The 26,028-nt window shown below is 40.2% G+C and carries 25 protein-coding genes and 1 other annotated feature; of the genes, 7 read left to right on the forward strand and 18 right to left on the reverse strand.

The genetic code is table 11. The features are described from left to right. Positions 1–53 precede the first annotated feature (53 nt). Positions 54–371: a radical SAM protein gene (locus EEJ45_RS08185; protein ID WP_124564325.1), complete on the forward strand. Its 318-nt coding sequence runs from the start codon at positions 54–56 to the stop codon at positions 369–371. 94 nt (positions 372–465) lie between these two features. Here the strand turns inward: EEJ45_RS08185 and EEJ45_RS08190 are convergent, their stop codons facing one another. The 6 genes from EEJ45_RS08190 to EEJ45_RS08215 form a co-directional block, all read right to left on the reverse strand. After that, a complete protein-coding gene (locus tag EEJ45_RS08190) occupies positions 466–1,305 on the reverse strand; it encodes an EcsC family protein (RefSeq protein ID WP_124564326.1) in 840 nt (279 codons plus the stop codon). 139 nt (positions 1,306–1,444) lie between these two features. Beyond that, positions 1,445–2,635, reverse strand: a complete 1,191-nt coding sequence (locus EEJ45_RS08195; RefSeq protein ID WP_124564327.1) for an acetate kinase — start codon at positions 2,633–2,635, stop codon at positions 1,445–1,447. 236 nt (positions 2,636–2,871) lie between these two features. After that, positions 2,872–3,855 (reverse strand): class I SAM-dependent methyltransferase, encoded by a 984-nt coding sequence (locus EEJ45_RS08200; RefSeq protein ID WP_124564328.1) that lies wholly within the window; start codon positions 3,853–3,855, stop codon positions 2,872–2,874. Between the two features lie 102 nt (positions 3,856–3,957). Then, positions 3,958–4,458, reverse strand: coding sequence for a thiol peroxidase (tpx, locus tag EEJ45_RS08205; protein ID WP_124564329.1), 501 nt, complete (start codon positions 4,456–4,458; stop codon positions 3,958–3,960). Between the two features lie 118 nt (positions 4,459–4,576). After that, positions 4,577–4,960: a GerW family sporulation protein gene (gene ytfJ / locus EEJ45_RS08210; protein WP_124564330.1), complete on the reverse strand. Its 384-nt coding sequence runs from the start codon at positions 4,958–4,960 to the stop codon at positions 4,577–4,579. Positions 4,961–4,964: 4 nt separating this feature from the next. After that, the gene (locus EEJ45_RS08215) at positions 4,965–5,591 is read right to left on the reverse strand and encodes a DUF2953 domain-containing protein (RefSeq protein WP_124564331.1); all 627 of its coding nucleotides are present in this window, start codon (positions 5,589–5,591) and stop codon (positions 4,965–4,967) included. A 259-nt stretch (positions 5,592–5,850) separates the two neighbouring features. On the opposite strand from EEJ45_RS08215, the gene EEJ45_RS08220 reads away from it, so the two are divergent. Then, positions 5,851–6,654 (forward strand): NAD kinase, encoded by an 804-nt coding sequence (locus EEJ45_RS08220; protein ID WP_124564332.1) that lies wholly within the window; start codon positions 5,851–5,853, stop codon positions 6,652–6,654. 165 nt (positions 6,655–6,819) lie between these two features. Here EEJ45_RS08220 and EEJ45_RS08225 read toward each other — a convergent pair whose 3' ends face one another. From EEJ45_RS08225 to refZ, 7 genes are all read right to left on the reverse strand, one after another. After that, positions 6,820–8,373: an amidohydrolase gene (locus tag EEJ45_RS08225; protein ID WP_124564333.1), complete on the reverse strand. Its 1,554-nt coding sequence runs from the start codon at positions 8,371–8,373 to the stop codon at positions 6,820–6,822. An 86-nt stretch (positions 8,374–8,459) separates the two neighbouring features. After that, entirely contained in the window at positions 8,460–10,040 is a 1,581-nt protein-coding gene (mbcS, locus tag EEJ45_RS08230) for an acyl-CoA synthetase MbcS (RefSeq protein WP_124564334.1), read from the reverse strand. 311 nt (positions 10,041–10,351) lie between these two features. Continuing rightward, positions 10,352–10,546 carry an alpha/beta-type small acid-soluble spore protein gene (locus EEJ45_RS08235; RefSeq protein WP_124564335.1) on the reverse strand — a complete coding sequence of 65 codons (195 nt, stop codon included), beginning with the start codon at positions 10,544–10,546 and terminating at the stop codon, positions 10,352–10,354. Between the two features lie 75 nt (positions 10,547–10,621). Then, positions 10,622–11,827, reverse strand: coding sequence for a tRNA uracil 4-sulfurtransferase ThiI (gene thiI / locus EEJ45_RS08240; protein WP_124564336.1), 1,206 nt, complete (start codon positions 11,825–11,827; stop codon positions 10,622–10,624). Further along, complete coding sequence (locus EEJ45_RS08245; RefSeq protein ID WP_124564337.1) at positions 11,824–12,972, reverse strand: cysteine desulfurase family protein; 1,149 nt, start codon at positions 12,970–12,972, stop codon at positions 11,824–11,826. The genes thiI and EEJ45_RS08245 overlap by 4 nt, the downstream gene beginning before the upstream one ends. A 240-nt stretch (positions 12,973–13,212) precedes the next feature. Then, on the reverse strand, positions 13,213–14,913 hold the full coding sequence (ezrA, locus tag EEJ45_RS08250) for a septation ring formation regulator EzrA (RefSeq protein WP_124564338.1): 1,701 nt from the start codon (positions 14,911–14,913) through the stop codon (positions 13,213–13,215). A gap of 292 nt (positions 14,914–15,205) precedes the next feature. Then, a complete protein-coding gene (gene refZ, locus EEJ45_RS08255; protein WP_124564339.1) occupies positions 15,206–15,838 on the reverse strand; it encodes a forespore capture DNA-binding protein RefZ in 633 nt (210 codons plus the stop codon). Between the two features lie 271 nt (positions 15,839–16,109). On the opposite strand from refZ, the gene EEJ45_RS08260 reads away from it, so the two are divergent. Beyond that, a complete protein-coding gene (locus tag EEJ45_RS08260; RefSeq protein WP_124564340.1) occupies positions 16,110–16,592 on the forward strand; it encodes a GAF domain-containing protein in 483 nt (160 codons plus the stop codon). Between the two features lie 31 nt (positions 16,593–16,623). On the opposite strand, the gene megL is transcribed toward EEJ45_RS08260, so the two are convergent. Further along, positions 16,624–17,796, reverse strand: a complete 1,173-nt coding sequence (megL, locus tag EEJ45_RS08265; RefSeq protein ID WP_124564429.1) for a methionine gamma-lyase — start codon at positions 17,794–17,796, stop codon at positions 16,624–16,626. Positions 17,797–18,201: 405 nt separating this feature from the next. Between megL and rpsD the strand changes: the two genes are divergently transcribed. After that, positions 18,202–18,804, forward strand: coding sequence for a 30S ribosomal protein S4 (gene rpsD, locus EEJ45_RS08270; RefSeq protein WP_124564341.1), 603 nt, complete (start codon positions 18,202–18,204; stop codon positions 18,802–18,804). 281 nt (positions 18,805–19,085) lie between these two features. On the opposite strand, the gene EEJ45_RS08275 is transcribed toward rpsD, so the two are convergent. The 4 genes from EEJ45_RS08275 to acsA form a co-directional block, all read right to left on the reverse strand. Further along, positions 19,086–19,670, reverse strand: coding sequence for a mechanosensitive ion channel family protein (locus EEJ45_RS08275; protein ID WP_124564342.1), 585 nt, complete (start codon positions 19,668–19,670; stop codon positions 19,086–19,088). 60 nt (positions 19,671–19,730) lie between these two features. Further along, positions 19,731–20,987: a tyrosine--tRNA ligase gene (tyrS, locus tag EEJ45_RS08280; protein ID WP_124564343.1), complete on the reverse strand. Its 1,257-nt coding sequence runs from the start codon at positions 20,985–20,987 to the stop codon at positions 19,731–19,733. Positions 20,988–21,023: 36 nt separating this feature from the next. Beyond that, positions 21,024–21,248: a binding site (T-box leader), on the reverse strand. A 63-nt stretch (positions 21,249–21,311) separates the two neighbouring features. Beyond that, the gene (locus tag EEJ45_RS08285; RefSeq protein ID WP_124564344.1) at positions 21,312–21,542 is read right to left on the reverse strand and encodes a hypothetical protein; all 231 of its coding nucleotides are present in this window, start codon (positions 21,540–21,542) and stop codon (positions 21,312–21,314) included. Positions 21,543–21,689: 147 nt separating this feature from the next. Beyond that, a complete protein-coding gene (gene acsA, locus EEJ45_RS08290) occupies positions 21,690–23,408 on the reverse strand; it encodes an acetate--CoA ligase (RefSeq protein WP_124564345.1) in 1,719 nt (572 codons plus the stop codon). A 173-nt stretch (positions 23,409–23,581) separates the two neighbouring features. Here acsA and EEJ45_RS08295 point away from each other — a divergent pair, with 173 nt between their 5' ends. Genes EEJ45_RS08295 through EEJ45_RS08305 form a run of 3 tightly spaced genes read left to right on the forward strand, consistent with a single transcriptional unit; the run spans position 23,582 to position 26,025 of the window. Continuing rightward, positions 23,582–24,214: a GNAT family N-acetyltransferase gene (locus EEJ45_RS08295; RefSeq protein WP_124564346.1), complete on the forward strand. Its 633-nt coding sequence runs from the start codon at positions 23,582–23,584 to the stop codon at positions 24,212–24,214. A 12-nt stretch (positions 24,215–24,226) separates the two neighbouring features. Further along, positions 24,227–24,862, forward strand: coding sequence for an acetoin utilization AcuB family protein (locus EEJ45_RS08300; protein ID WP_124564347.1), 636 nt, complete (start codon positions 24,227–24,229; stop codon positions 24,860–24,862). Then, positions 24,862–26,025, forward strand: a complete 1,164-nt coding sequence (locus tag EEJ45_RS08305; protein WP_124564430.1) for an acetoin utilization protein AcuC — start codon at positions 24,862–24,864, stop codon at positions 26,023–26,025. Before EEJ45_RS08300 ends, EEJ45_RS08305 begins: the two co-directional genes overlap by 1 nt. The last annotated feature ends 3 nt before the right edge of the window (positions 26,026–26,028 follow it).

Here is a 26,028-nt window from a genome sequence, read left to right on the forward strand (position 1 = left end):
GGTATTTGCTATACAATATAAAGAACAATACAAGGAGCGGGAGGAGACCGAAAGTGTATACATATTTCAAGAAAGATAAACGACTTGGAATTCTCATTCCACATGTTGAAACAGAGTGGTCACAATTAGATAACAACATACAACAAGACATCTTACTGCAATGGGAACAAATACGAGGTAGTATTCCAGATCGTATTAAAGAGTTGGAGCAGATCATTAATCAAAAACAGCATGCTCTGAATCATGAGGAAAACTTTTCCGTATGTTGCCGGTTAAACAGTGAAATTGCTGATACAGCTTCTGTGATTAACGATTTATGGCTATGGTATCGTGCTAATCAAGAGCTGTCTGCTGAAAGAAGTCATACTTAAAGAGGGGTAGTTACTGAAGTTTTATGTGAAGTATTACATAAAAAGCCTGAGGGATGTGAAATTCCCTCAAGCTTTTACTTTTAAAGTATTCTGTTTATTGAGATTGTTTTTCTAGCATATAGCGCATTTGATAAAAACGATGGGTAAACTCTGTTACATTTCGTGTCATGCGATAGTTAACGGTGGATCCTACCGCAATACCCATTATTGGAATCCCTTGCATTACCTTGCGTCGCAGTGCATGAACGGCGAACACCTTCAAGATTTGAGTCAGAACCACTTGTACTGTACCGCTATCTATAATGTCCTCCGCACCTTCATAAAAGAAAAGACCATATTCATCCTGCTCCAATTCCTCCAATAGCTCTCGCCATGCATATTGCTGTAAACGAGACGGCAATATGGCTGCATGAAATACTTTTAAAGCAAGCATCATTTCATATGGTTTATTCACATCATAGCCGTATGTTGTGGCGATAAGCTGTACAGCCTTTAAATTAATAGCGATCATTAGCGGTAAATCTGCCGCCAAAAGCAGCATCCCCCCTGCACCCGTAGCAGCTCCCTGAACAAAAGAATAGAGTCTGTGGCGAGCCACTTGCTGTTCCGTTATATAAATGAGTTGATCAATCGTTAACTGTCGCAAATCTTCAATATGTTCAATCTCTTCCTTAAATAGCCTAGCATTGGAAAGAATACGGTTTCTTGCATCTAACTGCGACTGCGAGCTTTGAATAAGAGCATGAAGATGAAATAACCATTGATCCGCTTTTGCAAAAAACTCTGTTTTTTTACTTCCAGGCAATTTAGCAAACGAGCTGTTTAACCATTTATCATACGTTCTCTGAAAATCAGTAGAATCTTGTTGAGATAGCTGATATTGCCAACTTTCGATATCATTCCATATCTTTTGCTCACGTTGGGAAAGATTCATCCAGCACACTCCTTTACAAACACGCTTTTCCTTTATCATACCATATGTTTCCTGTTTTTATCACCTCAGTCAAGGCTAAGGGAGGACTTTAGCTGATATTTATTACAGTAAAAAGGACGGAGCTACAGCTCCGTCCTTTTTATACATGCGCCAAACGTGTTACGTCACGCGCAATCATGACTTCTTCGTTTGTCGGAATGACAATCACTTTCACAGGAGAGTGCGGATAGTTAATAAACGCTTCTTCACCACGCACTTTATTACGTTTTGGATCCCAGTATACGCCCATGAACTCTAATCCTTCTAGAACACGCTCACGAATTAGCGTACTGTTTTCACCGATACCTGCTGTAAAGATAATTGCATCTACACCTTTCATGCGCGCAGCGTAAGAACCGATGTATTTGTGAATGCGACTTACGAAAATATCCATTGCTACTTTCGCACGCTCGTTTCCTTCTTCTTCTGCTTGCTCAATATCGCGTAAGTCACTTGAAAAACCAGTGATACCGAGCATACCACTCTTTTTGTTTAGCACATTTACTACTTCTTCAACTGTCTGACCTGTTTTCTCCATAATGTATGGGATTAAAGCAGGATCTAGGTTACCTGAACGAGTACCCATTGTTACACCAGCAAGTGGTGTAAAGCCCATGGAGGTATCAATGGATTTTCCGCCTTCTACAGCTGCAATACTTGCTCCATTACCTAAATGACAAGATAACAGACGTAATTGCTCGATTGGACGACCTAATAACTGTGCAGCACGCTCTGTTACATATTTATGAGAGGTACCGTGGAAACCATATTTACGGATACCAAATTTTTCATAGTACTCATACGGTAAACTGTATAGGAAAGACTCTTCCGGCATCGTTTGATGGAACGCTGTATCGAATACCGCTACTGCTGGTACGTTTGGTAAAGCTTCTTGAAATGCTTTAATACCAACGATATTAGCCGGATTATGAAGAGGTGCCAAATCATTTAAGTCTTCAATCGCTGCTAATACTTCATCTGTAATCAATACAGAGTCCGCAAACTTTTCACCACCGTGAACAACCCGATGACCTACACCGCTGATTTCATCTAGTGAAGAAATAATGCCTGTGCTTGTTAATTTATCAAGAAGCATCTTTACTGCTATATCGTGATTCGGGATATCTAATACTTCTGTTTGCTTTTCATCATTCACTGTAATTGTAAATATACTGTCGTTCAAACCAATTCGTTCTACTAAACCTTTTGTTAATACCTTTTCGCTCGGCATTTCAAATAGCTGAAATTTCAAAGAAGAACTTCCGGCGTTGATTGCAATAACCTTTGACATGTCGTCTTTCGCTCCTTTTTCACTCATGTTAGCTATGCGGCAGACCGCAAACCGTGTCGAAGTTTCATAATTCACTTTACTAATTTAAACACTGTATGCTATATATTTCAAGAAAAAAGAGTGAAACACACAAAAAAATATTATAATACAGATTTACAAAAACCTAACATTTTTGTTATTTCCATAAGATATTTCAACAATCTGTATTACATCAAATAAAATCACTGTTATACATTTCACTTATTTTGTTGGAACCATTCCTCAATTTGTTTCACCATGGATTCCATAGCTTGTACTTTAGAGAAAGATGGAAGCTCTGCAAGCATCGCCTGCTTTGGTGCTTTTGCATCAGCCCCTTTTTTCTGCAGAACAAATATACTTTTTGCGTTTTTCTCGTTTTTAAACATCGACACAGGCAGCTGTAGCAAACCTTGTATATACGTGTGCTCCTTTAAAAAGGTATGCAGCTTTGCGGCTTGTTCACTGTCAAATAAAAAGTTTGGAATCAAGAAGAATACATATCCGCCTTCTTTTGTGTGCTTAATGCTTTGTTCGATTAAAAGATGGTGCGTATAGGAAAGACCCGTATCCGCACATAATTGATACTGAGCAGCGCGTAATTCATTCGGATAATACCCAACAGGTAAATCGCAGATAACAGCATCAACGGGATCAATATAAAGAGCTCCTAATCCATCTTGATGAAAAAACTCTATACCTAGTCTCTGTAAATTTGCATTTACAAACGCAAGTCGAAGCAATAATTCATCTACTTCCACACCGTAACCTTGCATTGTTGTTCCCTTCGGCGCTGTATTGAATACTGTTGTCAGTAAATTCGCTGTGCCAACCGCTGGATCTAATACCGTAATGTGCTGCTTATCTTTTAAAAACTTATGAAATAGGTAGCCAGTAAACAAGCCAACTGCATCCGGCGTCATCTCATGATTAGCTTGTACCCCTTCTTTCATTCCTTTTAATAAACAAAGTTGAAAGGCTTTGCGCATTTCCTCTCCCTTATATTGTTCTTCGGAGAGCTTTTGGTATTCCCGGTTTAATCTCTCAATTGCAGACGTTGGTAAATTTGATTGTAAAACATTTCCTTCAAATACATTATCACCCGTTTCTACCAGCGCTTCTAAGTACGTAATATCTAATTCCTTTTTTAGCACCGCACATGATGTATCAAGTACAGAAAAAATGGTTTCAACTTTATTCATTGTATATACCTCCTCATTACACATAAGCTTCATCATATCATATATATCACTTGCTATACATTCCATTGAAAAAGCACCCTCATGATAGAGGATGCTTTTGTTTTACTTTGCTGCTTTTACTGCTGCAATTGCCGCTTCGTAATCCGGATGACTTGTCCCTTCCGCCACATATTCTACATACGTTACGTTATCTTCACTGTCAAGTACAAAGACTGCGCGAGCAAGCAAGCGAAGCTCTTTCATCACAACACCGTATGCTTCTCCAAACGAAAGGTCTCGATGGTCCGAAAGTGTTACCACATTTTCTAAACCATTAGACGCACACCAGCGCTTTTGTGCGAACGGAAGATCTGCGCTAATCGTCAACACTTTCACATTTTCTACTTGAGAAGCTTCTTCGTTGAAACGGCGCGTTTGTGCATCGCACACACCCGTGTCGATAGATGGGACGACACTAATTAGTTTCACAGCGCCTTTATATGTGTCCAGTGTCACTGGTGATAAATCATTTGCAAGTACTGTAAAGCTTGGCGCCTTGTCTCCTACCTTCACTTCATTACCAATCAGAGTTACTGGATTGCCTTTAAATGTAACGTTTGCCATTTCAACATCCTCCTCAATTTATGTAATATGTACATTTTTATAATAGAGGGAAGCGGCACTGATTGCAAACAAAACACAGCACCAAGCGATAATTTCTCTTCGCTTGGTGCTACTTTACTTACATCAAAACAGGCGGTTTTTCGTTCTTTTTCATCATATCTTGTACTTTTTCTATCGCCTGCGGTGTAAGCTCAATGATTTTATCAAGCAGATGCGTATGCTTTTCTAGATGAAGTACCTTTACACCAGATGCATTCACAAGTAAAAATGCAACCGGTGTAATGGAAACACCGCCTCCACTTCCCCCGCCGAACGGATAGTTGCCTTCTCGTTTCCCAAACTCACTGCCTCCAGCAGCAAATCCAAACCCTACTTTTGAAACCGTTAAAATAACGCTGCCATCCGGGGCCTGAATTGGATCGCCAATAATGGTGTTTACATCTATCATCGTTTTCAAATTTTCCATAGCGGTTGTCATCAACCCTTGGATAGGATGTGTCATTGTATTACCCCCTTACATCCGCATCATGACCTGTAACAACAGGTTTCTTTTTTCGTATATAGCGAAATAATTTTATTGCTGTTAGTACTGCCTTTCCAATCCGGAACGTAATGGTGCATTCTAGTTGAGATGTTGTAATTTCACCTTGAAACACAGGAGTAACCTCAAGCTCTGGTGCTTTAGCGATCTTCATATACGTGCTGAGGATACCCAATATTATTCCCTTAACAGACCAAAGACCACCAGCAGTAATACCAGTATAGGCTGCATCACCTGTTCCAATATAAGAACGCCATAAAAACTTCTTAATACGAACAGAGCGAAGAAAGCCCTTAATTATAGTATGGATGTCACCTGCGCTTTTTATCAACTCAGGCAACCTTTCTAACCAGGTGGAAAAAGAAGGCGAATCATCATCAGATTGTGTTGGTTCTTGATCACCTGTAGTTTTTTTTTTCTCTATTAACTCTAAAACATTAACGGTATAGCGAAAAAACCAGATACGAACTCTTACAAACACTCGCTGTTCTTGTGGGGTATAGCCAGCCATAATTGTAATTGAAATTTTCGTTACCAAAACAAGTAAAAACAGCAGCAACAGCACTGCCGGTACGATTACAAACCATTGCATACTCGTTCATCCTTTCATTCCTTATCCATTATCGACGCATTTAAGGGCAAATAAACACGAATCAACCATAAAAACAAAACGATGTGAAAACACATCATCTTAATCACCAATATCTATTCATTGAATTAAAAATCGACAAGTAATGGTAATGCAACCAAAAAAACAAAAGGAATGATGAAGAGAGAAAAGAGGGAATTCTCATTTAATATGGAAATATAGTATATGAGTACAACTTTATGACAGCAGTGGAGGGATTAACATGGAAGATCGTCGCAAACTGTATTTCTTTTACGATGAAAAAGATGAAACAGTATTTAGTAAAATGCAACCGATTTATACGATGCTAGAGGAAAAAGGATTTACAATCATGTCGCAGCCAAACGAAGCGAATGCCATTATTAGTGTTGGAGAAGACGGTACATTTTTGCAAGCCCTTCGCAAAACAGGCTTTCGTAATGATTGCTTATATGCAGGTGTCTCTGTAACAGATGAAACATCTTTTTACTGCGATTTTCATATTGATCATGCAGATAAAGCGCTCGCTGAAATTACACATACAGAAATTGAAGTACGAAAATACCCAACGATTCACGTAACGATTGATGATGAAACGTCTTTTTACTGTTTGAATGAATTCTCTTTACGTTCAAGTATTATTAAAACGTTTGCCGTAGATGTATTTATTGACGATTTATATTTTGAAACATTCCGCGGTGACGGTCTTGTCGTTTCCACACCGACAGGAAGCACAGCTTATAATAAATCACTGCGCGGCGCAGTTGTAGATCCAATGTTACCTTGTTATCAAGTAAGTGAGTTAGCATCGTTAAATAATAACAGCTACCGCACCCTTGGCTCACCTTTTATCCTCAGCGGCAATCGTACATTAACACTTCGTATTGCACCAGGTGACAGCAGTTATCCTGTCATGGGTATGGATAATGAAGCGCTTAGCATTCAGCACGTTGAGCGCGTACAAATTCAGCTAAGCGACAAACCCATCAAAACAGTTAAACTAAAAAACAATTCGTTCTGGGAAAAAGTACAACGTACATTTTTATAAGAAAAGCGGAAGCGGCTCGTTCAGCTCCATAAGGCAGAGGTTCCCGGCACATAAAGGCGCTTTTTGCCTTAATGGGCTGGGGTTCTCTGACCGGAGGAGCTAGCCGCTGCAGCTCGACACTAGAAAAGCGGAAGCGGACAAACAAATAACGAGACATTTGCCTCGTTATTTGTTATAGACAATTTTCCCATCCACGACTGTCATGCACGCCTTTATATGAAGTAATTCATCTGCTTCAATTGTAAATGGGTCTCTATCTATAATCGTAAAATCTGCGTCGTATCCAGGGACAATCTTGCCACGCTCATTTTCTTTGTAAATGGCTAATGCACTTCCTATAGTAAATAACTGTAGTGCTTCAAACACACTTAACCTTTCTTCGGGCATGTACACCATTCCGTCAAATAAGCTTTTTCTTGTTACTGCACCATATATGCCCAAAAACGGATTTACATCTTCAATTGGTGCATCCGAGCCACCAGCACACATAAACCCCTCCTGCAACAACGTCTTCCATGCATACGCATATTGCAGGCGGTCAGGACCCAGTTTTTCAATTACGGAAGGAAAATCAGATGTCACAAATACAGGTTGTAAATCTAGCACAACTGGTAATAACTTAGCTCTTTCAATCAAATCTTTTCGCAATACCTGACAATGGATAATTCGATCTCGTTGTCCTGGGTACGGTGGATGCTTTTCAATCGCTTCTACAATATACTCAAATGATAAATCACCAATCGTATGAACCGCCACCGTCAATCCCATTTCTCTTGCCTTTTTGACCAGTTGCGCGAGTTCTTCTCTTTCAAACACCGCAACACCCTTGGTATCTTCATCTGCATAGGGCTCACTCAGCAAAGCTGTTCGCCCACCTAGCGAGCCATCTGCAAAAATCTTCATTGCTCCAAACTCAATGTAGCGTGTGCTTTCATATTGTGGTAGTTCATCCACTACTTCATGATGGACAAGTAAATGTGCTTTAAAAGGTTTATCACTTAGCCCCTTCACAAACGCGTGGTATGTTTGGGCAAAGCCACCGTAGTAATTCAAATCCTCTGTGTGGCAACCCACAAGCCCTTTGCTGTAGCAATCTGCAACAGCTGTTTCCAAGGCCTTTTGTAAATAAGCGTCGCTTTGCGTTGGCATCATATCGTCTAGCAGTTCTTGTGCACGTTCATATAGTAAACCATTTGGTTCACCTGTTATATCTCGGCCAATTTTCCCACCTTTTGGATTATCTTTAGGCAATTGTAACTGATCCAAAACGTAGGAATTGACCAGTACCACATGACGGCACATGCGCTTTAATACAATAGGGTGTTCACTTGTAATCCGATCCAAGTCTTTTTTATGGATTGTTTTACAATCTGTAAAAGCATTCTCATTCCAGCCCTCACCGATAATCCATTCACCACTTGGTGTATTTGCGGCCTTGTCAGCTATCAACCCTAACATCTCCTCATATGACGTGCAATAACTGAGGTCCAAGCGCATAAGACGCTCTCCGTGTCCGATAAGATGCATATGACTGTCTGTTAACCCAGGTAGCATAACCTGTCCTTGTAAGTCATGATAAGTATCGACTTGATAAGTACGAGAAAGCGCTTCTGCTGTTCCCGTTTCTACAATCTTACCATTAGCGACATACACTGCTTCTACGGTTTCTCCTTCTTGTTCCATTGTATAAATACGTCCACCATACCAAAGTTCTCCCATATATCCTCCTTTATGTACACTGCATGAGCAAAATGTGACCTAATTTCATTATATAAGGAGACGGAATATTCCGTCTCCTAAAACTATCATTTATACACAGACTCTTGCTCGCGTTGCCGTAGCTCTATTCGTCTAATCTTACCAGATGTTGTTTTCGGTAGTTCGCTGACAAACTCCACTTTACGAGGATATTTGTAAGGAGCTGTTAAGCTTTTTACATGCTGCTGCAAATCAGCAATTAAAGCATCATCTCCCAATACACCCTCTTGCAATACAACAAAAGCTTTTACGACATTACCACGTATTTCATCGGGACTTGCTACTACAGCACACTCTTTTACCAGAGGATGTTTAACTAACGCATCCTCTACTTCAAACGGGCCGATGGTATAACCAGAGCTGATGATAATATCATCACCGCGGCCCTCAAACCAAAAATAGCCGTCTTCATCCATCTTTGCTTTATCACCTGTAATATAATACTCTCCGCGAAACTGCATCGCTGTTCGCTCCGGATCCTTATAATAATGCTTAAATAAAGCAGGTGTACTAATATGCACCGCAATATCTCCTACTTCACCTACGCCTAGTGGATTTCCATATTCATCTACAATAGCCACTTGATTTCCTGGTGTTGGTTTGCCCATAGAGCCAGGTCTTAGCTCCATTCCATCCATAACGCCCACTAGAAGTGTATTTTCAGTTTGTCCGTAACCATCACGTACACTAATGTTAAAATAACGACGAAACGTATCAATGACTCCTCGGTTTAGCGGTTCTCCTGCCGAAACAGCGCTACGCAAATGAGGTAACTCATACGTATGTAAATTATCAACCTTTGCCATCAATCGATATTCCGTTGGTGTGCAGCACAGCACATTAATGTTATACGTGCTGAGCATATCCAAATAACGCTTTGGCTCAAATTTGCCGTGATATACAAACCCCGTTGCCCCAGAACCGAGTGTTGCCAAAAACGGACTCCAAATCCACTTTTGCCACCCCGGGCTTGCAGTGGCCCATACAAGGTCATCCTCTTTAATTCCAAGCCAGTTTGGACCGGTTGTACGCAAATGGGCGTATGCCCATCCGTGTGTATGAACAACACCTTTTGGATTGCCTGTTGTGCCTGATGTATACGACAAAAATACCATATCATCCCGATTGGTATCCGCCGCTTCTAATACATCGCTTTCTTGTTCAAGTGCTTCTGAAAGACTTGTCCAATTCTCAACATGTTCACCAGTTACAAATTTTTGTAAATATTGTATAGCATGAATGCCTTGAAATTGAGAGATATAAGGTGCATGACTGACAATCGCTTTTACTTCTCCATGTGCAATGCGATATTCAATATCCTTTTGACGCAACATTTCAGAGCTTGGTATAACAACTAACCCAGCTTTAATTGCACCTATATAAACCATATAAGATTCAATTAAACGTGGCATCATGACCAGAACCTTGTCACCTTTTCGTAAACCACTTTTTATAAAAGCGTTTCCAATTTTATTCGAGCCCTCTATTAATTGTCGATACGTAATGAGCTTCGTTTCATCTTCTTCACTTCTCCAGAGGAGGGCAACTTTCTGTGAATCTTGCGCATACTTTTCAAATTCCGATACCAAATTGTACTGTTCTGGTGCTATTAATTGATTATGGTTCATAGAAATCCCCCTTTTATATCATGCCTCCCTTTAATCGTAATGAATTTTCATTATATTTTGAATAATATTATTTTGACAAATACTGTATGATTTCTACAAAAGAAAACATAAATATTTATTTTACGACAAAACAGTATAATTTTTTGATCAATGTATGTATTACACTTAATGTAACTAATTTACATTTGTTGCTTGGCACCGAGAGGGAAGCTTAGCAGGTTGTAGCACTAAGCAGACCGCTTCCGCAACAAAAGGTAGCATCAAAAAAAGAGGGGAGTATCTACTCCACTCTCTTATCCATATATATGCAATTACTTTTGGTATCCACCTAGTTGTTGCTCAGCCATTGCTACAAGGCGCTTTGTAATTTCGCCGCCTACAGAACCGTTAGCACGAGCAGTTGCTTCAGGACCAAGGTTTACACCGAACTCAGAAGCGATTTCGTATTTCATTTGGTCGATAGCTGCTTGTGAACCAGGAGCTACTAATTTGTTTGTTCTTGTCATGTGTATTCACCTCCTTGTGAATATAGAGTGTGAAAAAACACATGTTTTCATCCTTAAAAAAATTGGTAATTTATTCTAGAACAATTCTTCAAATTCTTCTTTTTCTTCTACTTCCGCATGCAATATCATTTTCTCAATATTTTCCACAGCATCTTGGATGAGTGGTTCAAAGTCATAAAATTGCTCGAAGCGATTTGCTTTTTCACGCTTTGGTTTTGTAGAAGGATTTGGTGGTGTAAAAATGGTACAGCAATCTTCATAAGGCAAAATGGATAAGTCATACGTATCAATCTCGCGCGCAATTTTCATAATCTCTACTTTATCTGTTGTAATTAAAGGACGCAAGATGGGGTAATTAGTCGCTTCATTAATTGTATGCATACTATCGAGCGTTTGGCTAGCTACCTGCCCAAGACTTTCTCCTGTCGCCAAAGCTAGTACACCGCGCTCAGCCGCAACACGCTCTGCGATGCGAAGCATCATACGGCGCATGACTGTCATTGTATAGCTATCCGGTACTTGCTTATGAATTGCTTTTTGCACCTCTGTAAACGGCACAATATGAAGCGTAATTCGCTTACAATACTTTGTCAGGCGTTGCGCCAAATCAATAACCTTTTGCTTAGCACGCTCGCTCGTAAAAGGCGGACTGTGAAAATGAATAGCTTCTAATGTCACACCGCGCTTCATCACTAAGTATCCTGCAACAGGACTGTCGATACCACCAGAAAGCAGAAGCATCGCTTTTCCTCCTACACCTACAGGTAAACCTCCCGCTCCCTGTAAATCCTCACACATAATATACGTGAATTCCTCACGTACTTCTACACGTACATTTACATCCGGCTTACGAACATCTACAGTAATGTTTTCTGTATTTCGTAAAATATGCGCACCAAGTTCGTGGTTCAATTCATTCGTTTCCATTGGAAAGTGCTTGTACGTACGATGAACAGATATTTTAAAGGTTTTTACACCCTCGCTTACCTGTAAAAACGCCTCCAATGCGCCGCGCTTCATCTCTTCCAAATCTGTTGTTACTTTCATTGCTAAACTAAACGTATGAATACCAAAAATATGACGGATTTTTTCAATAACTGCTTCGTGATCTTCCCCGTTTAGCTTAATATACATGCGATCTCTTGTTACTTCCAATTCAAGCGCAGAAAACTTTTTAAGACGATGTTTGACATTGTCTTTTAATACACTCACAAATTTAGCGCGATTTTTCCCTTTTGTTGTCATTTCGCCGTAGCGAATCAAGATGTGATCATAATTCATACTGTTTCCCTCATTACTTCGTATAATTTTGCCACAGTGCGGCGAAGCACCGTAATAAATTGTTGCATCTCTTCCATGGTATTCTGACCAGATAAACTAATCCGAACGGCGCTTTGTGCTGTTTTTTCTGCAACTCCCATCGCCAGTAGTACATAGCTAATATCCTTTGCCTTAGAAGAACATGCTGACTTTGTAGAGATGTAAATATCATGTTCTTCAAGAGCATGCACGAGCACCTCTGGCTTTAATCCCGGAAAAGAAACGTTTATAATGTGTGGTGCGGCGTGTACCGGTGTATTAATAACAGCTGATGGCATAGCTTGTAATTCATCAAGTGCAAATGCTTTAATTTGTTCTAGCTGTTTTATATGCGCATCTTGCTTTTCTATGCTCATACGGAGTGCTTTAGTCATCGCCACAATACCTGGGACGTTTTCTGTACCAGAGCGATAATATTGCTCCTGCTGCCCACCTGAAAGAATAGAATCAATTGTAACTCCTTCTCGTACATATAAAATCCCAGTTCCCTTTACACCATGAAACTTATGTCCCGACATTGTACAAAGATCTATGTTCGCGCGTTTTAAATGAAGCGGCACTTTTCCAACTCCTTGGACATTATCCACATGAAAAATGACCTTTGGATGGTTTTGTAACAGTCTTCCGATTTCTTCAATTGGTTGAATAGCTCCCGTTTCATTATTGACATGCATAACAGAAACCAAAATGGTATCTGAACGGATTGACTCGGCAAGCACGCGAACATCTACACTTCCCGCTGGATTTACTGGTAAGTATGTTACTTCAAAACCAAGTGCTTCTAGCTGATTAAAGGCTCCTTTCACTGACGCGTGTTCGATTGCAGTGGTAATGACATGTCGACCGCGTGAGCGATGACGAATAGCTGTACCTTTGATTGCCAAATTATTTCCTTCGGTTCCTCCGGACGTAAAGACAATTTCGTTTGGTTTTACGCCCAGCAATTTTGCCGTCATACTTCTAGATTGTGAAAGCAATCTCTCTGCTGCTGCACCTAAACCATTAATAGAAGATGGATTCCCAAAATATTTCTCCGCAGCCGTTACATAAGACTGTAATACTTCCGGATGCGGCTTTGTTGTTGCACTATTATCAAAATAAATCATTGCATCCTCCTTATGACTTTTTCTTAGCTTCCCCTTGGGTTATACCTCATACGCAGGAAAGTAAAGGCGTTTCTATTCTTACTAGATAACAATTTACTTCCCTCTCTTTTATAACATCTTTGAAGGTTTGATACAGTTACTTCCTGTCAAGCTGAGGTCTCATTGACTTGTTTAACATAGCCTTATCAATTAGCAGATATTTGGCCGCACCCATAGCAAAACCCCTTATTGCTAAGGGGTCTACTCAGTCCTAACAAACTCCTCAATCTTTCCTGTTACACCAGGCTCAACCTGCTCGAGTGTGGCAGAAACTTGTTCTAAAGCGGCTTTGTATTGATACTGTCTGAACAACACTTCGGCATGTGCCAAATGATCCGCTACCTTTCTGCTTTGACTTCGATAACGATTGCCATATTGAATCATTTTTTCCACTAAGGCGGCTTGCTCAATTAATTCCTTAACCGAACTGCTCATACCTAAGACAAGACCTTGCGCTTCTTTCAGTACTTTATGTACTTCGTTCATATTCAAGGGCTTGTACTCTAATTGCTCGTACACCTTTCGTACAGCCACTTGCGCATAAGCTAGGCTCTCTAACATGTCCTGAGGCACTCCTGGTATATTTGACTTCTGTAAAAGGCGTTTTACTTCTAGAATATCACTTCTCATTTGCTGTAATGTTTCACGCGCTTGCAGTTCTTCTTTCCGAAGTGTTGCAAGCATATCTGTGTATTCTGCATGAAGACGACTCGTCTCTTCAATCTGTTTCCTAACATCACTTAACTCTTCTCCAATGACAGAAAAAGCAACATCTTGTTCTGCAATCCGTATTTGTAAGGCTTCAAATCGTTTCATGAGAAAAACAACTTGCTTCTCCACATATTTTTGCGCCTCCACATCCTCATCACTTAACTCGTAGCTTTGCTTCACAAATTGCGTTTCTTCTTTTGTTTGGTTAGATTTTTCTCTCAATTGAATCAGAGCCATACCAATTTCTCTTTGTTCTTTTTCCGCATGGTACTTGGCGGTAACTTCATTTTCTAGTACATCATACAGAGAATCCAATTTATTTTTTACTGATTCTGTTCGCGCCTTCGCTTCATGCACACGCAATGTTTTAATATCATCTAATGCAAGCTGAATTTGATGTTGCATATCTTGCACTTCTTTATCAATTTGCAAATGGTGAAGAATATAACCCTGTTCTTCCATCTCCTGATATCCCAGCAATAGATCCGAAATTTGCCCAGGCAAATTAGCTTGGCAGTCTAGCTGTAAATCCGGTATATCTTCCAACAATGTTTGTAAGTGTGCAACACCTTGCTCTAAGCTGCGGACAATATCACGGGCTTCTAAGTAATTCCCATTCACCGTAGCTTCTTCAAATTGCTGAAATTTCTGATGCTCCTGATCCAACAGTTCCTCTAGCTTCTTTTCCGCCAAACTTACTGTATGACGGTATGCTAACATATTTTTCTTCACTTCTCGATAGGCACTACGTACAACTTCAATCTCAGCATTGTTTTTGGTATGACTTTCCAATAAATTATGAAGCTCTTTTACAATACCTTCAATTTTTTCTTCTGCCTCTACAAGCAAACCACCCGCTTGCTCCATGAACAACCTAGATTTACGTGATAAAAAGCCGCTAAGCGAACTCTCTGCTTCCTGCAAATCCTTTTCAATTTGAGGAATGGAAACGGTTAACACCTCATCCCATTCATTGCGCCACTTTTCGAATAATGCTTCCGTTTGTCCGGTCATATTCAGGTCTTTTACCTTTTTTAATTCATCAGCAACCGGTTTATCCTTTAATGCCTGTTTCCAAGCTTTTAATTCCTGCAGTTCTCTATCCGCACGATTTTTAATTATAAGACCGGTTAATAGGTATATCAGTATAATACTTATGATTACAATAATAAAAGTTAACAATGAGCCCATCAAGCAGCCTCCTCTTTTCGTTTTTTCCCGTTCCGCTCTAATCTGGAAGGCATATATGTATATATAATTACTGTTGATTAATTTTATCATTACGACAGCAGTTTCCACACTACACCAAGCAGTGCTTTGCACTCTATATACAAGCAATGTCAATGTCTTTATAATATCATGTAATGCCCTGTTTTTGGCTCAAATTTTAAGATTTTTTTACAATTCGTTTTACATCAAAAAAAACGTGCTGATGCTCGCACGTTTGATAAGTCTTTTTATCTCAAATTAGATGTGCATGCCTTTACAAATGAAGAACTTGTGTAACAGGAGAGGGGTTCCCTTCCATCATCATACTTAGCCACTTTTCTACTTCTTTTCCGTACATTTTTGTAAAATATTCATCTGAAGGACGTTCATACAGCACTTCTGATATATATTGCGGATACAAATACGGAGCACTGAGCATTCCCTTTAACTGCGACATAAACACAGAAAAGGGGGTACGGATAAATACACCTTGCTCACGTCCTGTCTCTATAATATGTTTTAAATAATATTTTTCACGCTGCAAATATGTGGTCATAATCTCTCGAATAAGAATGCTATCTAAAGACAATTCTCTGTATACAAAGCGTGTAAGTGATCGATGAGACGATTGGTAATGTAAAATATCGCGGACAATGAGAAACACAACTTCTTTAGGAGACAAAACATGACGCATTTCAAAAGCTTCTGCCATTGTGCTAATATATCCTTCTAAAAAGCCAGTAACCAAATGTTCTAACAGCCCTTTCTTTCCGGAAAAATAATAAGAAATATTAGCCACATTGACCCCTGCTTCAGAAGCAATATCACGGACAGACGTACCATGATAACCCTTTGTATTAAACAAACATATGGCGGCTTCAATAATCTTCTGCTTGGTGCACGTCATTCTTTTACGCCCCCTTCATGGGATATACAATCATGTCCTCAATTTCATTTTCATACAGATCTTCCAATGTATAGTCAACTCAAACATATAAAGAGAGACACGTACGCAAATCACACTCTCATTGTCTATCGCTCATCCTTCTCTCCCTTGAAAAACAACTCTTTTTACTTAATTTCTTGACTTTTAAGACAAATTCCTTTAAGTTTCTATCGACAAAGTCATTGTTAATCTTTTGTTTTCCGATACTATTTTACAAAAGGAGGCGGTATTTATGTTTGCAACATCCACTTATAACGGTAACCGCGAAGAGAATTATGAAGTTGTGATCAAACAACTCGATGCGCTACTTGCTGGTGAAACAAATACCATTGCTAATCTAGCCAATGCATCTGCGCTTTTAAATCAATTTCTTAATGATATTAATTGGGTCGGTTTCTATCTCACAGAGGGAACGCAGCTGGTACTTGGGCCATTTCAAGGCTTACCTGCATGCGTACGTATTCCGTTTGGAAGAGGTGTATGCGGAACTGCTGCAGCGACAAAACAGACTCAACTTGTTGCGGATGTTCATCAATTCCCAGGTCACATTGCATGTGATGCAGCCTCCAACTCAGAAATTGTTGTACCTATGATTAAGAATGACCAAGTAATTGGAGTACTTGATATTGATAGCCCTAGCAAAGCACGCTTTGATGAAACAGATCAGTTGTATCTAGAAAAATTTGTGTCTGTATTGATGAAATATGTAAATTAAAGAAAGAGGCGCTCATACGCGCCTCTTTCTTTTATCCTAACGCTTTTTCTAAATCTTTCACAATATCTTCACAGGCCTCTAAGCCTACTGATAAACGCAATAGATTATCATGAATCCCCATTTGTTCACGTATAGTTTTTGGTACAACTGCATGTGTCATCGTTGCTGGATGTTGGATTAATGTTTCTGCATCTCCTAAGCTTACCGCAATTGAGATAAGTTCTAGTCGATCCATAACCGCTTGCGCTTTCTCCATGTCGCCGTGAATGGTAAAAGATATAACACCTGCCCCCTGCTTCATTTGTTTGGTTGCAATATGATAATCCGGATGATCTGTGGAAAATGGATAATACACGTTCTCTACCGCAGGGTGCTCTTTAAGAAACGTTGCTACCTTTATGGCATTTGCCGAGTGACGGTCCATACGCACAGCCAATGTCTTTAATCCGCGTAACAAAAGCCAAGCATCAAATGGTGACATAATACCGCCCGTATCTTTACGCATCGGCCGCATACATTCCGCCAGAGCCGCTGTTTTACATACAGCAATGCCTGCTACAACATCTCCATGACCGCAGATGTACTTCGTAGCACTATGGAGCACCACATCACATCCTAAGGCAAGAGGATTTTGCAGATATGGAGAACAAAAGGTATTATCAACAACTGTTATCCAGCCTTGCTTCTTTGCAGCACTAACTACTATTTGCAAATCAATAATCTGCATAGTTGGATTAATTGGCGTTTCTACAAACACGACTTTTGTATTTAACTTAGAGGCGTGTAATAAATCGTTCTCGCTTTTCATATCGCATAATGTATGGGTAATGCCAAAACGCTCCTGCAACATTTCCAGCAAACCGTACGTACATCCATATAACCCTTTTGAACAAACAATATGATCACCTGTTTTAAGCAACGAAAGAAGTACTGTGGATACAGCGGCCATACCCGAACCAAATGCAAGCGCGTCCGCTCCACCTTCCAATACTGCCATTCTTTCCTCTAAAAGCTGAACAGTCGGATTTCCTAAACGTGAGTATATATATTGATTACTTTCACCACGAAAACTCAGCTCGCCCTGCTTTGCTGTTTCAAACGTATACGTTGACGTTTGAAACAATGGGGGTGTCAAGCTCCCCCCGTACTCCTTCGCTTCATATCCATGATGAATTAATAACGTTTCTAAATTTGGTCGCTTCATCGTTGTACTCCTTTCCATACAAAAGCCCTCCATTCAATTTATGTAAGCGTTTTCTTTTCGTTCTTCATCACATTCCACATACATATATAAAAATCCTTCTATTATACAGTCAGGAACTTAAAACGTGGGTACGTCTCAAACCGGCTGGGTTCTTTTCCAGTATTTACCTAGCATGAATAGCAAGGAAATATACTTGACTCTCACCTACCAGCGAGATATAATAGCATTTGTGTAAAATATGCAGCCTTTGAGAAGGTGCTTTTGTTTGTATTTTGTTCCTCATCAGAGGTGCATCGCGTAACTCCTTGCTGCTGGGGCGAGGATGCATGAAAACAAAATACGCATCAGCAAACGTCTCACGTCTGTTTTTATTTTACGTAAAATAAAAACATGGAGGAATGTAACATGTCACGTTATACAGGTCCATCTTGGAAACTTTCTCGCCGCCTTGGTATTTCTCTAAGCGGTACAGGTAAAGAATTAGAAAAACGCCCTTACGCACCAGGTCCACACGGTCCAGGTCAACGTAAAAAACTTTCTGAATACGGCTTGCAATTGCAAGAGAAACAAAAGCTTCGTCACATGTACGGTGTGAATGAGCGTCAATTCCGTCGTACATTCGATCTTGCTGGCAAAATGGCTGGTAAGCACGGTGAAAACTTCATGATTCTTCTTGAGTCTCGTCTTGACAACTTGGTATACCGTATGGGTCTTGCTCGCACTCGTCGCGGCGCACGCCAATTGGTAAACCACGGTCACGTTACTGTTGACGGTAACCGCGTAGATATCCCATCTTTCCGCGTTAAGCCAGGTCAAACAATCAGCCTTCGTGAAAAGTCTCTTAACCTTGCAGTGGTTAAAGAAGCAGTAGAAGTTAACAACTTCGTACCTGAGTACCTTTCTTTCGATGCTGACAAGCTTTCTGCTACATTCACTCGCCTTCCTGAGCGTTCTGAATTGCCAGCTGAAATCAACGAAGCTCTAATCGTAGAGTTCTACTCTCGTTAATCTGTTTAGATTACTGAGTAGTGTACAAAACCCCTTTAAAATTTATTTTAAAGGGGTTTTGTTTTTTTATAAAATATCCAATAGGTTTTGACAGAAGTTGCGATACTCAGCTCTTCGAGTTATTTAGCTGCATCGTTTGTGTTTTCAACTTATGTAATACACTACCTATACTTATCATTCTATTCTACTTTATATGTATATCCGTTTTCACTAGATTTTTATTTTACACAAGACAAAAACCCCACCTAAGCGGGGGCTCTACCTATTCTCTTCCTTCTTACTTAAGATGATGACTCTGGCACTGGAATTTCTGTTTTTCCGCCAAGCGTATAATTCGCAACCTTCGTAATCGCACTGTTTGCAAAGAAAAACACTTCGCCATCTGGTGCTTTCAGCTTCGTGATACGAAGACCGACTTCCTCTACTGTACCAGCCGTATCATTGATTTTCACTAGATCTCCGACTGAGAATTGATCTTCAAAAATAATGAAAAAACCTGTCACAATATCCTTCACTAGGTTTTGCGCGCCAAAGCCGACTGCCAATCCGACGATACTAACACCAGCAAGCAAAGCCTTTATATCAATTCCCATCGCTTCCAACGCGGTTAACGCTGCAATAAAGTAAATGATATATACCGCAATATTTTGACAGAGCTTCGTAAGCGTTGCTTCTCTTCGTTCACTATGACGCATCATCGGTGTTCGTGAACGAATCCGAAACATCTTTTCAATTGCAACACGCACAAAATGAATCACAATTCGCGCCACAATAAAAATAAAGATTACCTTTAACAGCGCACCTCCCAAACTCACCAGCTTATCTGGACTCATCACATATGTATTAAACCATTTCACAACATCCATTTGTATATCTCCTTTCTAAGTAATAAAGGAAAAAGCGTAAGATTCACTTACGCCTTTTTATTAGTATTTAATCAAAAAGTATTTTTTCTTTCCACGTCGAATAATCGTAAATTTATCTTCGATGCGATTGTCCTTGTTTAGAACTGCGTCCGTGCTTTGTACACGCTCGCCGTTTACAGAAATTGCACCGCTTGTAATATCTTCGCGCGCCTGACGCTTAGACGGAGAGATTTTGCTGTTAACGAGCAAATCAACAAGCGTAATATCTTCACCCGTATGTGTGTAAGAAGGTACATCTTTAAAGCCCTGCTCAATTTCAGCAGCTGTTAGCTCTGCTACTGCACCGTTAAATAAAGCCTGTGAAATTTTAATTGCTTGTTCTAGTGCTTTTTCACCATGTACAAGCTTTGTCATCTCTTCTCCAAGTGCTTTTTGGGCCGCACGCTTTTCAGGAGCTTCTTGTGTTTGTTTTTCAAGCGCCAAAATCTCCTCATGAGACAAGAATGTAAAGTATTTCAAGTATTTAATTACATCGCGGTCATCTGTATTAATCCAGAATTGGTAAAACTCATATGGTGTTGTTTTCTCTGGATCAAGCCATACTGCGCCGCCCTCTGTTTTACCAAACTTCGTACCATCGGATTTTGTTACAAGTGGAATTGTTAGACCAAATACCTTTGCGTCTTCTTCTGTTTTCCGAATCAATTCCATACCAGCCGTAATATTGCCCCATTGGTCACTACCGCCTACCTGCAGTCGGCAACCTTCTGTTTGATACAACTTTAAGAAGTCGTATGATTGCAAGATCATGTAGCTGAACTCTGTAAAGGAAATACCTGTTTCTAAACGAGAAGCAACCGAATCCTTTGCTAACATATAATTTAACCCGAAGTTTTTACCAATATCACGAAGGAACGTAATTAAATCTAAAGATCCAATCCAATCATAGTTGTTCGCGATTGTTGCCGGATTACCTGTTTTCTCAAAATCAAGAAAACGAGATAGCTGCTCTTTAATGCGCTGACTAAACATCGCAACTGTATCTTGTTCATTCAATTGACGCTCCGCCTTTTTACCGCTCGGATCTCCAATTAAACCCGTACCGCCGCCTACTAGTGCGATTGGCTGATGACCTGCTAATTGAAAACGACGCAAAATTAAAATGGGAAGCATATGCCCAATATGCAAGCTATCTGCAGTCGGATCAAATCCGCAGTACAACTTGACACTTTCTTTTGCAAGCAACTCTCGCAGGCCTTCCGCGTCTGTTTGTTGATTAATAAGACCTCTAAACTCTAAATCCTGTAAAATATCCATTCTGTTCACTCCTTTAAAATAAAAAAATCGCCCCTAAAAAGGGACGATTTTATAATCGCGGTACCACCCTAGTTGTGACATGTATGTCACCACTTGATTTCCATAACGGCTTTAACCGTTCTTTTCCTCCTAAGCACATGCTCATTCGAAAAAGAATGCTCCAGGATGTAATTCATGTTTGACTTTGTACCGATTCACACCAACCACCGGCTCTCTTATAACAGTGAGTCAACCACTACTGTAGCCTTTCAACGCTTATTTATTGACTTGATATATAACCTTTTATATCATTATTTCCCCAACACTGTCAATCCCATACACACCTTACTTCTTGACTGTCACTTGTCCAATGAAGCGAGAACTATGATGCTCCTTTTCCAGCCAATTTGTAAATTCTTTCAAAAACTCTTCCTGCTCCAAATGTGTATACAATGTTCCTTCAATTTTCAATTCCATTCGTCTTGCCGGCGGTGTGCGATGAATGGAAATTCGCTTCATAATTTTATCGTATTTATCCATTGTTTCCACAAGAGACTCTTTATCTTCATTACGCATAGCCTTCACTCCTTTATCCTATTCTAACAGAACTTATACGTGCACTATGTATCATTCTCTTATCATTTTAAAAAACAGCTTTTTTCACACTCTTTTATCTTAGCATAAAAAAGAAGCTTGAACACCGCGGTTCAAGCTTCTTTCTTATTAATCTTCCATTGTCGAAAGATCTCCTGTCGGCAAATCAAGTTCCCACGCCTTTAGAACGCGGCGCATAATTTTACCACTTCTTGTTTTAGGCAATTTATCTCGAAATTCAATTTGACGAGGTGCCGCATGTGCAGCCAAGCCTTTCTTAACAAACAGACGAATATCTTCAATTAATTCATCAGATGGCTCATAACCGGTACGCAATGCGATAAATGCCTTAATAATTTCACCGCGAACAGGGTCTGGTACACCGATAACACCTGCTTCTGCGACCGCAGGGTGTTCAACAAGCTTGCTTTCTACTTCAAATGGACCTACACGCTCTCCTGCCGTCATGATTACATCATCAATTCGTCCTTGGAACCAAAAGTAACCGTCTTCGTCCATATAAGCAGAATCTCCTGATACGTACCAGTCTCCTGGCATAAAATAAGACTCATATTTTGCTTGATTATTCCAAACCGTACGCATCATAGATGGCCATCCTTTTTTGATAGCGAGATTTCCCATTGTGTAAGGAGGTACTTCTTTGCCTTCGTTATCCACAATGGCTGCTTGAATACCTGGAAGTGGCTTGCCCATAGAACCTGGACGAATTTCCATGCAAGGATAGTTACAAATAACTTGTCCGCCTGTTTCCGTCATCCACCACGTATCATGTATGCGTAAATGGAATACCTTCATACCCCAGCGAACCACTTCTGGGTTTAAAGGCTCTCCCACACTCATAATATGACGAAGCGATGATAGATCATACTTCTTCAGTACATCATCTCCCGCTCCCATTAACATACGAAATGCCGTTGGTGCACTATACCAAATTGTAACACCATATTCTTGCAGCGCCTCATACCATGCGTCTGGACTAAAACGCCCACCCAGCACAACGTTGGAGGTACCGGTTAACCATGGTGCAAAAATACCATAAGACGTACCTGTTACCCAGCCTGGGTCTGCTGTGCACCAATATACATCATTTTCTTGAACATCCAATACCCACTTTGCCGTCTGATAATGCTGAATCATCGCATTATGAACATGTAAAATTCCTTTTGGCTTTCCTGTAGAACCGGATGTATAGTGAAGGATGAGACCGTCTTCACGACTGACCCATTCAATGTCTAATTTTTTAGATGCGGCTTTGAACAATGGATTAAACGCTACTGTTTTGCCGCCTTCTTCCACGTTTTCACCAACAAGAAAAACTGTTTTTAAAGCTGGTAAATCGTTAAAGGGAACACGTGAAAGCAACTCTGGTGTCGTAACAAGCACCTTCGCTTCGCTATCCTCTAAGCGATCGCGCACAGCTCCTTCCATAAAAGCTTCAAACAAAGGTCCCACAATCGCACCAAGCTTTACTGCGCCAAGTAAAGTAAAGTACAACTCCGGCGAGCGCGGCATAAAGATGAAAACACGGTCTCCTTTTTCTACATCACCATATGTTTTCAGCACATTTCCTGCTTTATTGGAGTTTTCCATCATTTCTTTAAAGGTATATTTCTCACGACGTTCACTATCTTGATAATATAGCGCCACCTTATTTTTAAGCGGTGATGCCGCATGTCTATCAATTGCTTCATACGCAATGTTTACACGACCTGTAGTATACCAGGAAAAGTTTTGCTCTGTTTCTTTCCAATCAAAATTTGCATATGTTTCATCATAACTTACTAGATTATTAGCTCCTTTAATAACCGGAAGCGCTTCCACTTTCATTGTAACTTCCCCCTCCTTTAGCAACTCTACTATTTATTATAATAATACTTTTCTTAATTTTCAGTATAATTCATCATTTTTATGTAAATTTTTACTGACAAATTTCGATTCACATCGCGTAACTTATACGCTACTATGAAAGGAAACAACTAGCATTAAGGGGGTGAAATCGATTGATTCATAATAAGGTATACCATGCTAAAACATTAAAAACCCCAAAAGGAACCTTAATTATTGAAGGCCCTGTTTCTCCTCGCAATTTGGAACTCTATCAGTTTCACGAGGACCTTACTGCATTTAGACCGGCACAACAGCAATATAAAGCTGTTTTAGAAATTTCTAAGCTTCCAGAAGCTCGCATTATTATAGCACGCCATCAAGATGTAATTGTCGGTTATATTACATATCTTCATCCAGATCCGCTAGAACGTTGGTCAGAAGCAAATATGGAAAACTTAATTGAACTTGGTGCTGTTGAAGTTGTGCCTGCCTTCAGGGGCTTCTCTGTAGGTAAAAATATGCTGCAGGTATCTATGCTAGACGACTATATGGAAGATTATATCATCATTACAACCGAATACTATTGGCACTGGGATTTAAAAGGAACAGGATTAAATGTTTGGGAATATCGAAAAGTCATGGAAAAAATGATGAATGCAGGCGGGCTGGAGTGGATGGCCACAGATGAACCGGAAATTTGCTCACATCCTGCAAACTGTCTTATGGTTCGGATTGGTAAACGCGTTAACCAAGACTCTATTGAAGCATTTGATAAGCTACGTTTTAAAAATAGGTTTATGTATTGAGGGGGCGCACGAATGATTGTAGAAGAAATCATGAATAAGCACGTCATCACATTAAGCCCTGCGGACACGATTGAAACAGCACTGCGCACACTTACCGCTAAAGGCATTCGGCACATTCCCATTGTGACCGCAAATCAGGAGGTCGTTGGCATTATATCCGACCGGGATGTAAGAGATGCTTGTCCTTCTATTCTTGATGAGCACATTTGTAATGATACGCTAAAACAACCGATCCAGCGCATTATGACACAGCCGGTTATCACTTGCCACCCACTTGATTTTGTTGAAGAAATCGCTACGTTTTTTTATGATAATAAAATTGGCTGCTTACCTGTCACACAAGCTGGCAGCCTTGTCGGTATCATTACTGAGACAAATGTTCTGCATACACTCGTTGAGTTAACAGGCGCTCATCAGCCCGGATCACAGATTGAAGTACAAGTAGAAAATATACCAGGTATATTAAGTAGAGTCGTAGCGGTATTTGCCAAAGAACATGTAAATATCGTAAGCGTTCTTGTATATCCAGCTAAAGATGAAACGCAAAAAATCTTAGTATTTCGTATTCAGACTATGAATCCCCTAAAAATTATTAATCAATTGCGCGGAGAAGGCTACCACGTATTGTGGCCGAACACAACTTTCTAATGGACAGCGTATTTATCTACTCAGAAGCTTTTCAAAGCTATCGCTTCAGTGATGAGCATCCGTTCAACCAACTTCGTGTCAGACTCGTATACGATTTGTTGCAAAAAGGGGGATTCATTCACGAATCGCAAATCGTATCTCCGCGTATGGCAACAGATGAGGAAATCGCACTTATTCATGATAGCGCATACATTGAAGCTGTAAAAAAAGCTGGAAAAGGACTACTTGATAAACAAAGCGCTTTGCCTTATGGACTAGGTACAGAGGATACACCTATTTTTCCAGATATGCATGAAGCCAGCGCTTGGCTTGTTGGAGGCACTTTAACTGCTGTGGACTATGTCTTAGAAGGTAAAGTAAAGCATGCTTTAAACCTTGGTGGTGGATTACATCACGGCTTTAAAGGAAAAGCGTCCGGCTTTTGCATTTATAATGACAGTTCCATTGCTATTGAATACATCCGGCGTAAATATGGTCTGCGCGTTTTATATGTTGATACTGATGCCCATCATGGCGATGGCGTTCAGTGGTCTTTCTATGATACGCCGGATGTTTGTACCTTCTCTATGCATGAAACAGGACGCTATTTGTTTCCAGGCACAGGAGCTGTAACCGAAAGAGGACATGGTCCCGGTTACGGTTATTCCTTTAATGTACCGCTCGATGCATTTACCGAAGACGATTCTTTCTTAGAAACGTATCGTACGATGATGCATGAAGTAGCTGCGTATTTTAAGCCAGATGTTATTCTTACACAAAATGGTGCTGATGCGCACTATTACGATCCGCTAACGCATCTGTGCTCTACCATGCGTATCTATAAAGATATTCCGAAGATTGCACATGAAATAGCTCATCAGTACTGCAACGGTCGCTGGATTGCAGTTGGTGGAGGCGGCTATGACATGTGGCGAGTAGTACCGAGAGCTTGGTCCTTAATCTGGCTTGAAATGCAGGAGCAAGCCGTGTCAGGACTGCTTCCTCCTGCATGGATTGAAACTTGGAAGCCTCATGCCAAAACCCCTATTTGCCTGAATTGGGAAGATTCAGAAAATATGTATACACCCATTCCAAGAAAAAGTGAAATTGAAGAAAAAAATCGTTTAACAATGCTTAAATCCTTGGAAATTATACGATCCAATATGAAAAATAGCATGTTGTAGATG

This window comes from Ectobacillus antri, assembly GCF_003852715.1.
GTDB lineage: Bacteria > Bacillota > Bacilli > Bacillales > Bacillaceae_G > Ectobacillus > Ectobacillus antri.